At 61.6% G+C, this 15465-nt stretch carries 10 protein-coding genes; 5 read left to right on the forward strand and 5 right to left on the reverse strand.

The genetic code is table 11. The features are described 5' to 3' along the window. Nucleotides 1-7: 7 nt before the first annotated feature. Entirely contained in the window at nucleotides 8-2194 is a 2187-nt protein-coding gene (locus KZX66_RS25440) for a GAF domain-containing protein (protein WP_248083963.1), read from the forward strand. A 7-nt stretch (nucleotides 2195-2201) separates the two neighbouring features. On the opposite strand, the gene KZX66_RS25445 is transcribed toward KZX66_RS25440, so the two are convergent. The 4 genes from KZX66_RS25445 to KZX66_RS25460 all read right to left on the reverse strand — a co-directional run bounded on the left by KZX66_RS25445 (nucleotide 2202) and on the right by KZX66_RS25460 (nucleotide 11150). Next, entirely contained in the window at nucleotides 2202-3368 is a 1167-nt protein-coding gene (locus KZX66_RS25445; RefSeq protein WP_248083964.1) for a GGDEF domain-containing protein, read from the reverse strand. A 52-nt stretch (nucleotides 3369-3420) separates the two neighbouring features. Further along, nucleotides 3421-5658: a 1,4-alpha-glucan branching protein GlgB gene (gene glgB / locus KZX66_RS25450; RefSeq protein ID WP_248083965.1), complete on the reverse strand. Its 2238-nt coding sequence runs from the start codon at nucleotides 5656-5658 to the stop codon at nucleotides 3421-3423. Further along, a complete protein-coding gene (treS, locus tag KZX66_RS25455; protein WP_248083966.1) occupies nucleotides 5655-9017 on the reverse strand; it encodes a maltose alpha-D-glucosyltransferase in 3363 nt (1120 codons plus the stop codon). The genes glgB and treS overlap by 4 nt, the downstream gene beginning before the upstream one ends. A gap of 144 nt (nucleotides 9018-9161) precedes the next feature. Continuing rightward, the gene (locus tag KZX66_RS25460; protein ID WP_248083967.1) at nucleotides 9162-11150 is read right to left on the reverse strand and encodes an alpha-1,4-glucan--maltose-1-phosphate maltosyltransferase; all 1989 of its coding nucleotides are present in this window, start codon (nucleotides 11148-11150) and stop codon (nucleotides 9162-9164) included. 204 nt (nucleotides 11151-11354) lie between these two features. Between KZX66_RS25460 and KZX66_RS25465 the strand changes: the two genes are divergently transcribed. Beyond that, nucleotides 11355-11531, forward strand: a complete 177-nt coding sequence (locus KZX66_RS25465) for a hypothetical protein (protein ID WP_248083968.1) — start codon at nucleotides 11355-11357, stop codon at nucleotides 11529-11531. Here KZX66_RS25465 and KZX66_RS25470 read toward each other — a convergent pair. Beyond that, nucleotides 11509-12003 carry an MgtC/SapB family protein gene (locus KZX66_RS25470; RefSeq protein WP_248083969.1) on the reverse strand — a complete coding sequence of 165 codons (495 nt, stop codon included), beginning with the start codon at nucleotides 12001-12003 and terminating at the stop codon, nucleotides 11509-11511. The genes KZX66_RS25465 and KZX66_RS25470 overlap by 23 nt on opposite strands. A 121-nt stretch (nucleotides 12004-12124) precedes the next feature. On the opposite strand from KZX66_RS25470, the gene KZX66_RS25475 reads away from it, so the two are divergent. The 3 genes from KZX66_RS25475 to mapR all read left to right on the forward strand — a co-directional run bounded on the left by KZX66_RS25475 (nucleotide 12125) and on the right by mapR (nucleotide 15465). Beyond that, entirely contained in the window at nucleotides 12125-12364 is a 240-nt protein-coding gene (locus tag KZX66_RS25475) for a DUF3203 family protein (RefSeq protein ID WP_248083970.1), read from the forward strand. A 184-nt stretch (nucleotides 12365-12548) separates the two neighbouring features. Further along, nucleotides 12549-13958: a cytochrome c oxidase accessory protein CcoG gene (gene ccoG / locus KZX66_RS25480; RefSeq protein WP_248083971.1), complete on the forward strand. Its 1410-nt coding sequence runs from the start codon at nucleotides 12549-12551 to the stop codon at nucleotides 13956-13958. Nucleotides 13959-14055: 97 nt separating this feature from the next. Further along, nucleotides 14056-15465, forward strand: a complete 1410-nt coding sequence (mapR, locus tag KZX66_RS25485) for a PLP-dependent aminotransferase family protein (protein WP_248083972.1) — start codon at nucleotides 14056-14058, stop codon at nucleotides 15463-15465.

The following is a 15465-nucleotide window of genomic DNA, read 5'->3' on the forward strand; positions in this document are numbered from 1 at the left end:
TTTCCCAATGATGAATTGGCTGCAAAGCAGCAGCGATATGGCTGAGCGGGTGCGTCAGCATGATTGGGCCAGTACGCCCCTGGGGCCACTGGAACAGTGGCCGGATGTTCTCAAGACCACCGTAGCGCTGTGTTTCGCTTCAAGTTTCCCGAAGGCAATCATTTGGGGGCCCAATCTGATAACGCTGTACAACGACGCGTTTATCCCGATCCTGGGCGATAAGCCCTACGCCCTTGGCCGTCCATTCAGTGAAGTGTGGAGCGAGGTGTGGGACGACATCAGCCCCATTTGCGACGCAGCCTTCCAAGGCCACGCGACCTATATCGAAAACTTCCCGCTGGTCATCGAGCGGGGCCATGCGCCGGAGCAGGCCTACTTCACTTTCTGCTACAGCCCGATCCGCGACCCTCAGGGCCGCGTGGTGGGCATGCTGGATACCGTGACCGAAACCACCGCCACGGTGTTTCTCACCCGCCGTCTGGCAGTGCTGGACACCATCAGCAACGCCGTGGCCAACGCCGCCGATGCCGAAGCGATCATGACCAGCACCACCCGATTGCTGGCCGAGCACCTGCAGGTGAGCAATTGCGCCTACGCCGACATGGACGCCGATGAAGACGGTTTCACTATTCGCGACAATTGGACGGCGCCCGGCTCACCGAGCATCATCGGCCGCTACCGCCTGGCGGACTTCGGTGCGATGGCCGTCGACTACTTGCGCGCCGGCGAGCCCTTGGTGATCAACGATAACCTGCTCGAATTGCCGCCGGCGGAATCCGCCAACTTCCAGGCCCTGGGCGTCACCGCAACCCTGTGCATGCCTCTGATCAAAAACGGCCGACTGACCGCATTGATGGCCGTGCACGACAAAACAGCGCGATCCTGGTCACCCTACGACCTGGCCTTGCTGCGCGAAGTCACCGAACGTTCCTGGGCGCATATCGAACGGGTACGCGCCGATGCCGACGTGCGTAAAGGCCTCGCAGCCTATGCCGAGCTCAACACCACCCTCGAGCAGCGGGTAGAAGAGCGCACGCTCGCACTGGCCCAGGCCGAAGCGGCGCTGCGCCAGTCGCAAAAACTCGAAGCCATTGGCCAACTGACCGGCGGCGTGGCCCATGACTTCAACAACCTGCTCACGATCATTCGCTCATCGGTGGATTTCCTGCGCCAACCCGGCCTCTCGGAAGAACGCCGTCAACGGTATATGAGCGCGGTGTCCGACACCGTCGAGCGGGCCAGTAAACTCACCAGTCAATTGCTCGCGTTTGCCCGTCGCCAACCGCTCAACCCGGAAGTCTTCGACGTGGGCCAGCGCGTGCAGAACATCGGCGAGATGCTCGAAAGTGTCACCGGCGCGCGTATTCATGTACAGGTCCACCTGCCGCCACATGCTTGCTTTGCACGTGTCGACTCCAGCCAGTTCGAAACCGCGCTGATCAACATCGCGCTCAATGCGCGGGACGCAATGGGCGGCCAGGGCACGCTGACACTGCGAGTGGCCGGCCAACAGCCGCTGCCCAGCATCCGCGGCGACGCAGGCTCCCGCCAGCCGCACATCGCGGTCTCGCTGGCCGATACCGGGCAGGGCATTGCAGCGGACACCGTTGAACGCATCTTCGAACCGTTCTTCACCACAAAAGCCGTGGGTAAAGGCACCGGCCTGGGTCTGTCGCAAGTGTTCGGGTTCGCCAAGCAGTCCGGCGGTAACATCGACGTGACCAGCACACCCGGGCAAGGCAGCGTGTTCACCTTGTACCTGCCGCAAGTCGAAGCTCAATCCTCGCTGCCGCAGAGCCCCCAGGACACCCCTCTTACAACTCCGGACACCACGCAGTGCCACGTACTGATCGTGGAGGACAACCTGGAAGTCGGGCGTTTTGCCAGCCAGATCCTCCAAGACCTGGGCTACCAGACCACCTGGGCGACGGACGCCGAGCAGGCGCTGACCCTTGCAGGCCAGGATGCCATGGCCTTTGATGTGATTTTCTCGGACGTGGTGATGCCCGGCATCACCGGCGTGGCGATGGCCAAACTGCTGCGCCAGCGACGGCCGGATTTACCGGTGGTGCTCACCTCGGGCTACAGCGATGAGTTGGCAGACAGTGGTTACGAAGGGTTCGAATTTCTGGCCAAGCCCTACTCTGCCGAGCAGGTCTCGCGCGTGTTGATCAAGGCCATGCTCAAGGACTGAGCCTGCTCTACTCTGCCAGCGCCACCTGATTGCGACCCTGGGCCTTGGCTCGATAAAGCGCCTTGTCAGCCGTGTTCATCAACCCGTGCAAGTCCTGATCCTGCGCATAGGCGAACGCCACACCTAAGCTGGCGCTAAGGCCATGCACCGGATCGCACGCCAGGTTGGAGATGGCCTTGACCAACTGCTCAGCGATTTCCCGCGCGGCTTCCAGCGAGGTGTCCGGCAGCAGCACCGCAAACTCCTCTCCACCCAAGCGACCGTAGACATCGGCCTTGCGAAACGACGCGTTGATCACTCCGCCAATCTGGCGCAATACCTGATCGCCGGCCTGATGGCCGTAGGTGTCGTTGATCTGCTTGAAATGATCCATGTCCAGCATCAAGGCGCACAGGGGTTGCTGATGATGCCGGCATTGCGCGTACAGCAGGTGGGCACGCTCGAAAAACGCCCGTCGATTCATCAAACCGGTCAGTTCATCGGTTTGTGCGGCCAGGTTGGAAATGTGGTGGGCGCGCTCCATTTGCCGGGTCAGGCGAAAGGCCTTTTCCAGGGCATCGGACAATTTACGGGTGGCGCTGACCACGAACGTGCTGAACACCAACACCGCAATCGCCACGCCTAGCTGCATTGCTGACGGCTGAAACAGCAGCCACACCGTGCACGGCAGCAACACCAGGCCGATGGACGCCAGCGTCATGTAACGATAGGCCGAATAACACGACACCGCACTCACCGACATGCCCACGGTGAACAAGATCACCAGCACCTGGGACAAACGATCATCCGGCGGCATCAGCGCCAGCGCACCCGCGCCCCAGATCCCTGCGGAGAGCGTCAGGGTCCACCAATAACGGCGCTCCCAGCGGGAGGGGGTACGCTCACTGTTGGGGCAGCGGAACCAGTCCATGAACATCTTGACCCGCAACAGCGCCGACAGGCCCAGCAGCGCCAGCCAGGCCACCATGACTGAATGGTCAAAGCGATCCCAGCACAGCCAGCACAGCATCGCGGCCGCCAGATAACTGCCGAAAATGGCGGTAAATGACTGCCGAAACAGCTGGTGCAGACGGTCAGTCCGCACCTGCTCTTCTATGGAGCAATCCTCGTCCTGCTTACGCCCAAGGCCATTCATGAAATTCGCCTGATTCAACTGTCGCGACAAGGGCGCCATTGTGGCACCCGGCCAGCACCGCGGACAACAGAATCCAGCAAGATAGAGCCGTTTACAGCGTTTCCGGTCGCAAAATCAGCACTCCCAACGGCGGCAGATTCAGGGACAGCGACACCGGCTGCCCGTGGCGTGGCTCCTCGTGGGTAAACACGTCGCCACCGTTGCCGAAATTGGATCCAGCGTAGGTGTCCGCGTCGCTGTTGATCACCTCGCTCCAACGCCCGGCAAACGGCACACCCACGGCGTAGGCTTCACGGGGCACCGGGGTGAAGTTGGCGACCACCAACACGGGCTTGCCGTCCTTGCTCCAGCGCAGCCAGGCATAGACGCTGTTGATCGCGTCATCACCGATCAGCCACTGGAAACCTTGGGGTGCGTCGTCCTGGTCGTGCAGGGCCGGCTCTGTGCGGTACAGCCGGTTCAAGTCCCCTACCAGTTTTTGCACACCTTTATGTTCGGCGTACTGCAGCAGGTACCAATCCAACTGCTGATCGTGGTTCCACTCCCGCCATTGGCCGAACTCGCAGCCCATAAACAGCAGCTTCTTGCCGGGATGCATCCACATGAAGGTCAGGTAAGCACGCAGGTTGGCGAATTTCTGCCAACGGTCGCCGGGCATCTTGTCGATCAACGAATGCTTGCCGTGCACCACCTCATCGTGGGAGATCGGCAGGATAAAACGTTCGGACCAGGCATATACCAGGCCAAAGCTCAGCTCGTTGTGATGATGTGCGCGGTACACCGGGTCTTGCTGGATGTAGTGCAGGGAATCGTGCATCCAGCCCATGTTCCATTTGTAATTGAAGCCCAGGCCACCCTGTTGGGTGGGCTGGCTCACGCCTGGCCAGGCAGTGGACTCCTCAGCGATCACCAGCGCGCCAGGGGCTTCCAGAGCCACCACGTCGTTCAAGTGACGCAGGAAGTCAATCGCTTCCAGATTCTCGCGACCACCGTGGCGGTTCGGCACCCATTCGCCGGCCTTGCGTGAATAGTCTCGGTAGAGCATTGACGCCACGGCGTCCACGCGCAGACCATCGATGTGGAAATGCTTGAGCCAGTGCAGCGCCGAGGCCAGCATGAAACCGTGCACTTCGGTGCGACCCAGGTTGTAGATCAGCGTATCCCAATCCTGGTGGAAGCCTTCGAGCGGGTTGGCGTATTCGTACAACGCGGTGCCGTCAAATTGCGCGAGACCGTGGGTATCGGTAGGGAAATGCGCTGGCACCCAGTCGAGGATCACGCCGATATCGGCCTTGTGCAGGGCATTGACGAAGTAGGCGAAATCCTCCGGCGAACCGAACCGCGCGCTCGGCGCGAACTGCGACAGCGCCTGGTAGCCCCATGAGCCGCCAAACGGGTGTTCCATGATCGGCATCAGCTCGATATGGGTAAACCCCAACTGCTGCACGTAAGGCACCAGCCGCTCCGCCAGCTCACGCCAGCCATATTGGCGGGCGACTTCACCGGCTTCGTCCAACTCGCATTGCCAGGAGCCGACGTGCAGCTCGTAGATCGACAGCGGCGCACTGGTTTTATGCTTCTCGGTGCGCGATTGCATCCACTCGTGGTCTTGCCACTCAACCTGTAACGGCGGCGCGACTTTGGAGGCGGTGTCGGGCGGCAGTTGCGTCGCCAGCGCCATCGGGTCGGCCTTGAGCGGCAGGATCCCATTGGCGCCGAGGATTTCGTACTTGTAGGCCGCACCCGGCTGCAGGCGCGGGATAAAAATCTCCCATACACCCGAAGGATGACGCAGGCGCATCGGGTGGCGGCGGCCGTCCCAGATGTTGAAGTCGCCCACCACCGATACGCGCCGTGCATTCGGTGCCCACACCGCAAAGCGCACACCCTGCACGCCGTCGACGCTTGTCACTTGGGCGCCCAGGCAACTGCCGAGGTCGCGGTGATTGCCTTCGGCAAACAGGTACAGGTCCATTTCCCCGAGCAGCAACTGGCTGAAACTGTAGGGGTCTTCGGTGATTTGCTCACCGCCGGCCCACTGGATTTTCAATAGATAGGGCTGGCGCGTGCCGAAGTGACCGACAAACAGCCCAGGCACCTGGGTCGCGTCGAGGCTGCCGAGGGTCTCGCCGCCCTCGCGGCTGAGTACCTGGACGCTCAGCGCTTCGGGCAGGAACGCGCGAATAAATTGCCCGCCCTGCTCATCATCGTGCGGCCCCAGGATCGAAAATGGATCGTGGTGCTCGGCGCGCACCAGTGCTTCGACGTCTTTGGACGCCGGCATTGCAGTCAACTTTGGCTGCAGCGGTTCTTTATGCGTGTAATTCATGACGTCTCCCCACCGCGTGCAGTGTTCGATTTAGGTGCTTGCTTGATCGGTACAGCCCCTCTCAACAGGCCATGCAGGCCCTGCAAAGGCACCGGCAACCAGGTCGGGCGGTTTTCCGCTTCGTAAGCCACTTCGTACGCGGCCTTCTCCAAACTGAACAACGTCAGCGCGGCCTCCTGGCCATTGGCATCTTGCCAGTCATGCGCCAGTGTAGACGTAGCCGCCTGATAAGCCTGGATAAATGCCAGGCGTGCTTCTTTCAAGTAGCGATCGGTCACGCGTTTGCGCGCCAGGTCCGCTTCGGGCGAGTGATCCACACCCTGCACATTCAGGGCCATGGCGGCGGCGTAATCGAACGAACGCAGCACGCCACTCACATCTTTATAAGGGCTGTGCTTGCCGCGACGTTCGTGCAGCGGCCGAGCCGGCTCGCCTTCGAAGTCGATCAGGTAAGCATCGCCCTTGACCACCAACACCTGGCCCAAGTGCAAATCGCCATGTACTCGAATACGCAACCCACCCAACGTGGCTTTGGCCAAGGTCTGGACATGGGCGGCGACGGCTTTTTTCTGCGCTAACAATTCACTGACCAATGCCTGGTCCGCCGGGTTCAATTGGTGTTGATGCAGCTTGAGCAAGTGCAGCGCGCGCTCGATCTGCGCGCCGACATCCTTGGCCCAGGTCTGGGTGTCTTTGGCAGTGGTGACCTCGGGTTTGAAGTCCTTGTCGGTAGTTTGTCCGCCCAGCACGAGGTGCATTTCACCCAGGCGCTGGCCGAGCAAACCGGCGAAATCCGCCAGTTCACCGAGGGCGTTGTAGTGCTGCTCCTGCTCGGAAATAGCCTGGGCCAACTCGTCGCGAATCGCCCGTTCCAGGTTGTTCTGGGTCCAGCTCCAGGCATCACCCTGGTTGCTCAGGTAACCCTGGGCAATCATCAGCAGGTTGTCCTGGCCGTCGGCGTCGCGGCGGATCATCGAGCCCATCAGCGGCGAGATGTTCGGGTATTCGGCGGCAGTGAGGTAGGCGCTCATCTCCAGCTCGGGGTGCACACCCACGCTGACTTTGCGAATCAGCTTGAGCACCAGGCTTTCACCCACCACCACCGAGCTGTTGGACTGCTCGGCCGACAGGTAGCGCACCTGCGCCTCATCGCCCAGCTGCAGCTTGGACAGGTGCGGCGTGGCCTCAAAGTGCAGGTCGCCGTCACTGGTGCTCAGTACGGTGCCAGCTTGCAGCCCCTGGATGACCGCGCGGATGAAGTGTTCGAGGCTGAAGGCGTCGGTGACCAGCCCTACCTGGCGGGTACGCCGCACACGCGCCAGGGCCAATTGCTGGGGCAAGGCGCTGGTGAACTGATCTTCGCCAAGAAAACCGAACGGCAACTGGTAACGACTGACCTGGCCGCCTGCGCTCACCTCCAGCTCGCTGAGCAATACCGGGTGCTGCGGGTCGCCAAACCGTACGCCATAAACAATGCGCACGCTGTCGATAGCCGTGTCCTTGCCGGCAAACCAGCGCCGCTTGGGCAGCCAGGCTGGCAACGTCGCTTGCTCAAGGGTGCGGCGGGAGGGTTCGTCGAGTAGCTCTTCCATACGTTTTTTCAAGACCAGGGTGGTGAAGTCGGGCATGCTCTGCGCCGGTTCCACATGCCAGCTCGGCATCTGGTTTTCCGCCGCCAATACAAACCAATAGAAGCCATACGGTGCCAGGGTCAGCAGGAAATTCAGCTGGCCGATAGGCGGGAAAGCGTTTCCGCCGAGCATCTCCACCGGCACCATGCCGGCAAACGCCGACAAGTCCAGTTCGGCGGCCTGGGCGCTGCGCGACACGTTGGCCACGCACAAAATGATTTCCGTACGCCCATCCTCGCCGGTGTACTCGCGGGTGTAGGCCAGAATGCGCCGGTTGGCCGGCGACAGCATCTTCAAGCTGCCCCGTCCAAACGCCTTGGACTGCTTGCGCACCGCGAGCATGCGCCGGTTCCAGTTAAGCAAGGAGTGCGGGTCCTGGGTCTGGGTCTCGACGTTGACCGACTGGTAACCGTACAACGGGTCCATGATCGGCGGCAGCACCAGGCTGGCCGGGTCGGCGCGGGAGAACCCGCCGTTGCGGTCGATCGACCACTGCATCGGTGTGCGCACACCGTCGCGGTCGCCCAGGTAAATATTGTCGCCCATGCCGATTTCGTCGCCGTAATACAACGTTGGCGTGCCCGGCATCGACAGCAGCAGGCTGTTAAGCAGCTCCACGCGGCGGCGATCACGCTCCATCAACGGTGCCAAGCGTCGGCGAATCCCCAGGTTAATGCGGGCGCGGCGGTCAGCGGCGTAGTAGTTCCAGAGATAGTCGCGCTCTTTGTCGGTGACCATTTCCAGGGTCAGTTCATCGTGGTTGCGCAGGAAGATCGCCCATTGGCAGTTGGCGGGGATCTCCGGGGTCTGGCGCAGGATGTCGGTAATCGGGAAGCGGTCTTCCTGGGCCAGCGCCATGTACATGCGCGGCATCAGGGGAAAATGGAAGGCCATATGGCATTCATCGCCGTCATCGCCCTTTTTGTCACCGAAATACAACTGCGTGTCTTCCGGCCACTGGTTGGCTTCGGCCAACAGCATGCGGTCGGGGTAGTTGGCATCGATCTCGGCGCGGATCTGCTTGAGCACATCGTGGGTTTCGGCGAGGTTCTCGTTGTTCGTGCCGTCACGCTCGATCAAGTACGGGATGGCGTCCAGACGCAGGCCGTCGATGCCCATGTCGAGCCAGTAGCGCATCACCGACAACACCGCTTTCATCACCTGCGGATTGTCGAAATTGAGGTCGGGCTGGTGTGAATAAAAACGGTGCCAGAAGTATTGACCGGCGACCGGGTCCCAGGTCCAGTTGGACTTCTCGGTGTCGAGGAAGATGATCCGCGTGCCGTCGTATTTCTGGTCGTCATCGGACCACACGTAGAAGTCGCGCGCCGCCGAACCCGGCTTGGCCTTGCGCGCACGCTGAAACCAGGGGTGCTGGTCGGAAGTGTGGTTAATGACCAGTTCGGTGATCACCCGCAACCCGCGCTTGTGAGCCTCGGCGATAAACCGCTTGGCATCGGCCAGGGTCCCGTAGTCACTGTGCACGCCCCGGTATTCGGCGATGTCGTACCCGTCATCACGCCGTGGCGAAGGGTAGAACGGCAGCAGCCAGATGGTATTGACGCCAAGGTCGGCGATGTAATCGAGTTTGGCGATCAGCCCGGGAAAGTCACCGATACCGTCGTTATTGGCGTCGAAATAGGATTTGACGTGAACCTGGTAAATCACCGCGTCCTTGTACCAGAGCGGGTCTTTGATAAAGGTGGCAGCCTTGGGTTTCTTGGCCATTGGAAACTCCTGGAAAATAAACGGCGGTGTCATGCAGGCGGGTGGAGTGCGCCAGCGTGTGCGGCAAGCCGGCTTGTGTGGCCGGCTTGCCGCACACGCCCATCAACACCAAGGCACACTCACCACAAAAGAACATGCGCACCTTCAGGACGTGCTGATCCGCCACACCCCGAACGGCATCTGCGGTTCCAGTCGTGTCCATTGGGTTTTGCCGTACCACGTCCAGCGATGGCCGTTCATCAAGTCTTCACCCTGAGTCTGGGCGTCATCCGGCAAGCCCAACTCCCACAGCGGCAGCTCAAAGTGCGCTTCCTGAGCGTTGAACGGGTCGAGGTTGACCGCCACCAGAATAAAGTTGCTGCCATCCTCGCTGCGCTTGCCGAAGTACAGGATGTTGTCGTTCCAGGCGTTGTAAAGCTTCAGGCCCAAGTGAGTCTGCAAGGCCGGGTTCTGGCGGCGTATGCGGTTGAGCTGGGCGATTTCGGCAATGATGTTGCCGGGGGCGGTGAAGTCTCGAGGGCGGATTTCGTATTTTTCCGAGTCCAGGTATTCCTCTTTGCCCGGCACCGGCGCCGCTTCGCACAACTCGAACCCCGAATACATCCCCCACAGGCCCGAGCCCAGGGTCGCCAGTGCGGCGCGGATCAAAAACCCGGGCCGGCCGGACTCATGCAGGAAACCTGGGTTGATGTCGGGCGTATTGACGAAGAAGTTCGGCCGGTAGCATTCACGCCATGGCGACTGGTTCAACTGCGCCAGGTACTCGCTAAGCTCAGCCTTGGTATTGCGCCAGGTGAAATAGGTGTAGCTCTGCGAATAGCCGACCTTGCCCAGGCGCGCCATCATCGCCGGGGTGGTGAACGCTTCGGCGAGGAAAATCACCTCGGGGTGCTTGGCGCGCACATCGCTGATCAGCCATTGCCAGAACGGCAGTGGCTTGGTGTGGGGGTTGTCGACGCGAAAGGTCTTCACGCCCTCTTCCACCCAGCCCACCACGACGTCACGCAGTTCGGTCCACAAGCTGGGGATCGCATCCGCCGCGTAGAAATCGACGTTGACGATGTCCTGGTACTTTTTCGGTGGGTTTTCCGCGTATTTGATCGTGCCGTCCGGACGCCAGTTGAACCAGCCGGGGTGCTGTTTGAGCCAGGGGTGGTCCTGGGAGCACTGGATGGCGAAATCCAGGGCAATTTCCAGGCCGTGGTCGGCGGCGGCCTTGACCAGGCGGCGGAAGTCATCGCGGCTGCCCAGTTGCGGGTGAATCGCCTCATGGCCACCCTCCTCGCTGCCGATGGCATAGGGGCTGCCGGGGTCATCGGGGCCGGCCGTCAACGAATTGTTCTTGCCCTTGCGATGGCTGCGGCCGATCGGGTGAATGGGCGGGAAATACAGCACGTCAAAGCCCATGTCATGGATCATCGGCAAGCGCGCGTGCACATCGTTGAAGGTGCCGTGGCGGGCCGGGTCGTCGGTGATCGAGCGCGGAAACAGCTCGTACCAGCTGGCAAATTGCGCGGCCTCACGTTCAACGTCGATCGGGTACACGGGGCTCACGCTCAAATAGGCGCGGTGGTCGGCCTGGGTCATCAGGTGTGCACTGTCTTCGTGCAGGAACAGCGCAACCTGCTCGGTTTCCAGCAGGCCGGAGAGTTCGTGGTGCAACAGCATCAGGCGGTCGCGCAGTTCGTTGTCGCTGCGCTCGGCGGCCTGCAACACCAGGCTGCGGCCTTCCTGCAGCTCCAGGCTTACCGGCACACCCGCCTCGTGCTTCTTGCGCAGCTCATAGCAAAAGCTGGCGAAGGTATCGATCCACGCTTCGATGCAGTACTCGTGGGGCCCCATGGCGGCGACGGTAAACGCGCCTTCCCAGCCATTGTTGCCCACATCGCTCATCACCACGCTGTGCCAGCTCTCGTCCTGGCGCGCGCGCCAGCGGATCAGCACGGCGAGCTTGTCATGGCCGTCGGCGAAGACCTTGCTGGTGACGTTGAGGCGTTGGCCGACCACGGCCTTGACGGCAAATTCGCCGCCGTCGATCACCGGCATGGTGCTTTCGATCGCGATCCTGGGCAGCAACAGCGCCTGGGACAGCGGCAATAAGGAATCTTCTGGAACCAGTGTTTCAGCAGTCATCGAGCATCTTCCCCTTACGCCCTGTGGACGCTCTTTGCTTGATTCGAATTCTGATACGGCGAGACTCTCCCTGAGCAGGGCCGTAAAAGGTCCGAGCCTGCACAGCGGTCAAAAGTTCAGGTGGATGTGGCGCCATTGAGCGGGAATCAAATTGCGCGGGCGATTGTCCACCGATAGAGCAAAGCACAAAGGAGGCCACACCGAATGAATATCCCGATCCCGGCTGAAACCCCTGATCCGAATATCGACAACCCGACACTGCCGCCCACCGAACCCGAGCCGATCCCGGAGCAAGAACCGCCGGAAAACCCGCCACCACCGGTGCAGGAGCCACCGACCACGATGCCGCCGGTGATCGTCAGTCCTTGTCCAACCGCTTGACGATACTCGGCATCACGCTGAACACCGCCAGCGCCAACAAGGTGCTGAGCACCGCAGTTGATTCACGCCCCAGCCCCGCCGCCACGCCGATGGCGGCGGTCATCCACAGGCCGGCAGCGGTGGTCAGGCCCTTGACGTGCTGGCCGTCATCCTCCTCCTTGCCTTTGAGAATGGTGCCGGCACCGAGGAAACCAATCCCCGCAATCACCCCCTGTACCACCCGGCTCATGGCGTCCGCCTGATTACCGGACATCTGCGGCACCATCACAAACAACGCGGCGCCCATGGCCACCAGCATATGAGTGCGCACGCCCGCCGCCTTGCCCTTATGCTCGCGCTCGAAGCCGAGGATGCCGCCGAGAATCGCGGCGATCACCAGGCGCACGGTGATCTGGGTCAGTTGCCGGGCATCGCCGATATCGGCGAACTCGGCTTGCAGGGTTTGCCACGCTTCATGCCACCAGGCGTCCATGGTCTGTTTCCTTGGTTGAGGGTGATAAAGCATGGACAGCGGCGACCGCCAGTCAGTTGCCTGGAACGCCTGGCGCTGCGCAGGGACCTAAACTTGGTCAGCCCATGAAAAGGAGATCGTCATGCCCGTGCGTATCGAACACCAGACGTGCTATTTCAAGCTCAACGAAGACGGCCAGGAATACAGCCAGCCGGCGCAGGCCGTGACGGTGAGTACAGACATCAACAAAGCCATGTCCTACGTCGAACTGAACGCCCAGCGCGTTTACATCACCGAGCAGGAAGCCGATGCCCTGACGGTGGCCGGCGCCACCGATGGGCGCCGGCACAAGAAAGCCACCGAGCCTGGTTCGGCGATTTGATTGATCTGTATCAACCTGCCCTGGATCAGGCTGCACCCCAGGTGCCGCGGGGTGCAGCACATTGTCGCAGGTGGGCGACGGGGGTTCATCTGATCCGCTTTTAATCGCCACACCTGAGTCTGTTATGCAAACAGACCGCGTCGCATAGTTCATTGGCCTGATGGAGGCTGATGAGCGAACGACCATGAGCGAACGAATCCCCACCGTGGAAACCTTTGAGCCGATTCACCAAAAGAAGGTGAAGGTCACATCCAGCGACAACCTGATCCATACCCGCAGCTTCACCGGCCTGTATCGCACCTTGCGCGTGGCCGGTGCAGGCCTTCTGTTTCTGGCGTTTTTCGGCACCGTGTGGCTGAACTGGGGCGGTCGCCAGGCCGTGCTGTGGGACTTGGCCGAGAGTAAATTCCACATCTTCGGCGCCACCTTCTGGCCTCAGGATTTCATCCTGCTCTCGGCGTTGCTGATCATCTGCGCCTTTGGCCTGTTTGCGATCACAGTGTTTGCCGGCCGCGTGTGGTGCGGCTACACCTGCCCGCAAAGCTCGTTCACCTGGCTGTTCATGTGGTGTGAAAAGGTCACCGAGGGCGAGCGCAACCAGCGCATCAAGCTGCACGCCGCGCCCTGGAGCCTGAACAAGCTCGCACGGCGTTCGGCCAAACACACGTTATGGCTGGCGATCAGTGTGCTGACCGGGCTGACTTTCGTCGGTTACTTCACGCCGATCCGCCCGCTGGCCGCCGAACTGCTGACCTGGCAACTGGGCGGCGTCAGCCTGTTCTGGGTGCTGTTTTTTACCGCCGCCACCTATATCAATGCGGGCTGGCTGCGCGAAGCCGTGTGCATGCACATGTGCCCCTATGCCCGCTTCCAGAGTGTGATGTTCGATAAAGACACCCTGACCATTTCCTACGACAGCGCCCGTGGCGAACAGCGTGGCCCGCGCAAACGCGAGGTCAAACCGGCCGACGTCGGCCTGGGTGACTGCATCGACTGCCAACTGTGCGTCCAGGTGTGCCCCACCGGCATTGATATCCGCGACGGCCTGCAGATGGAATGCATCGGCTGCGCCGCCTGCATCGACGCGTGCGATTCGATCATGGACAAAATGGGCTACCCGCGCGGCCTCGTGAGCTACACCAGCGAGCATCAACTGCAAGGCGGCAAAACCCGGCTGCTGCGACCACGCCTGATCGGCTACAGTGCCGTGCTGCTGGTGATGATTGCCGCGCTGGTGGTGGCGCTGGTGCAGCGGCCGATGGTGTCGCTGGATGTGACCAAAGACCGGGGCCTGTTCCGCGAGAACGCCCAAGGCTTGATCGAAAACATCTACAGCCTCAAGGTCATCAACAAAACCCAGCAACGCCAGAATTACCGGGTGCAACTGGAAGATGCCGAGGGCTTCGAGCTGCAGGGCAAGACCGCGCTCAGCCTGGCGCCGGGGGAAATCGTTGATGTACCGGTGTCGGTGGCGTTGCTCGCGCAAGCCCCGACGCGCAGCTCGCAGACCCTGCGTTTCAAAGTCACCGATGTGGATGAACCCTGGGTCTACAGCGCCGCCGACAGCCGCTTCGTGGCACCGTTGAACCGCTGAGTCCGGCGTGTATAGAGGGACATCAAGCGGTGGGAATGGGCGCTCCCGCTCCCACCGTTTGTTCCATGTAAAGACCCGAAAATCGTTCAAGGCCCCCATGAAACGCTACGAAAAATTTGCCGAAGATATAGCAGAACTGATCCGCTCCGGCGTACTGGGGCCCGGCCAGCGCGTGCCGTCGGTGCGTTATGCCAGCCAGACCTACGGGGTCAGCCCGTCCACCGTGTTCCAGGCCTATTACCTGCTGGAACGCCGCGGCCTGATTCGCGCCCGGCCGCGCTCCGGCTACTTCGTCAACACCCATGCGCCCAGCCCGTTTTCCGAGCCGGTGGTGAGCGAGCAGGTGCACGAGTCCACCGAGGTGGATGTCAGCGAACTGGTATTCTCGGTGCTTGATTCGATCAAGGACCCCAACACCGTGCCCTTCGGTTCGGCGTTCCCCAGCCCCATGCTGTTCCCGCTGCCCCGCCTGGCCCGCTCGCTGGCCAGCGCAAGCCGGGAGATGGACCCGCGTCTGGTGGTCACCGACATGTCGCCGGGCAACCCGCAACTGCGTCGGCAGATTGCCCTGCGCTACATGGTCGGTGGCCTGATGCTGCCCATGGAAGAACTGCTGATCACCAACGGCGCCCTGGAAGCGCTGAACCTGTGCCTGCAAGCCGTCACCGAGCCCGGCGACCTGGTGGCCATCGAAGCTCCGGCGTTCTACGCCTGCCTGCAGGTACTGGAACGCCTCAAGCTCAAAGCGGTGGAAATTCCCGTGCATCCGCGCGATGGCATTGATCTGGGCGCCCTGGCCCAAACCCTGGAACGCTACCCGATCAAGGCCTGTTGGACCATGACCAGCTTCCAGAACCCCATGGGCGCGACCGTCCCGGAGGCCAAGAAACAGGCGCTGGTGGAGTTGTTGCGCAGCCATCAGGTGCCGCTGATTGAAGACGATGTGTACGCCGAGCTGTATTACGGACAACACGCGCCCAAACCGGCCAAGGCCTTCGACACCGAGGGCCTGGTGATGCATTGCGGCTCGTTTGCCAAAAGCCTCGCGCCGGGCTATCGCGTGGGTTGGGTGGCGGCCGGGCGCTATGCGCAGAAGGTTGAACGCTTGAAGTTGATGACCTCGCTGTGTCCTTCGATGCCGGCGCAGGCAGCCATTGCCGACTATCTGCAACATGGCGGCTATGACCGGCACTTGCGCAAATTACGCTACGCCCTGGAAGAACAGCAAAGCGCCATGCTCGCCGCCATTGCGCGTTACTTCCCGGCACAGACCCGCGTCAGCCAGCCGGCCGGGGGCTACTTTCTCTGGTTGGAACTGCCGGAGCAGACCGACTCGTTGAAGCTGTTCCAAATGGCGCTGGCGCAAGGGATCAGCATCGCGCCGGGCCCGATCTTCTCGGCGACCCAGCGCTTTCGTAACTGCATTCGCTTGAACTACGGCAGCCCGTGGACCGACGCGTCGGAAAAGGCCATGGAAACACTGGGGCGGATTGTGCGCTCGTTCTAG

The organism is Pseudomonas sp. EYE_354 (genome assembly GCF_023148575.1).
Lineage (GTDB): Bacteria > Pseudomonadota > Gammaproteobacteria > Pseudomonadales > Pseudomonadaceae > Aquipseudomonas.

Excerpts from the sequence above, each read along its gene's own strand:
- KZX66_RS25470 (WP_248083969.1), bottom strand. The coding sequence starts at position 12,003 with ATGGACGCCTGGTGGCATGAAGCGTGGCAAACCCTGCAAGCCGAGTTC.
- KZX66_RS25460 (WP_248083967.1), bottom strand. The coding sequence starts at position 11,150 with ATGACTGCTGAAACACTGGTTCCAGAAGATTCCTTATTGCCGCTGTCC.
- mapR (WP_248083972.1), top strand. The coding sequence starts at position 14,056 with ATGAAACGCTACGAAAAATTTGCCGAAGATATAGCAGAACTGATCCGC.
- glgB (WP_248083965.1), bottom strand. The coding sequence starts at position 5,658 with ATGAATTACACGCATAAAGAACCGCTGCAGCCAAAGTTGACTGCAATG.
- KZX66_RS25445 (WP_248083964.1), bottom strand. The coding sequence starts at position 3,368 with ATGGCGCCCTTGTCGCGACAGTTGAATCAGGCGAATTTCATGAATGGC.
- ccoG (WP_248083971.1), top strand. The coding sequence starts at position 12,549 with ATGAGCGAACGAATCCCCACCGTGGAAACCTTTGAGCCGATTCACCAA.
- KZX66_RS25475 (WP_248083970.1), top strand. The coding sequence starts at position 12,125 with ATGCCCGTGCGTATCGAACACCAGACGTGCTATTTCAAGCTCAACGAA.
- treS (WP_248083966.1), bottom strand. The coding sequence starts at position 9,017 with ATGGCCAAGAAACCCAAGGCTGCCACCTTTATCAAAGACCCGCTCTGG.
- KZX66_RS25465 (WP_248083968.1), top strand. The coding sequence starts at position 11,355 with ATGAATATCCCGATCCCGGCTGAAACCCCTGATCCGAATATCGACAAC.
- KZX66_RS25440 (WP_248083963.1), top strand. The coding sequence starts at position 8 with ATGATGAATTGGCTGCAAAGCAGCAGCGATATGGCTGAGCGGGTGCGT.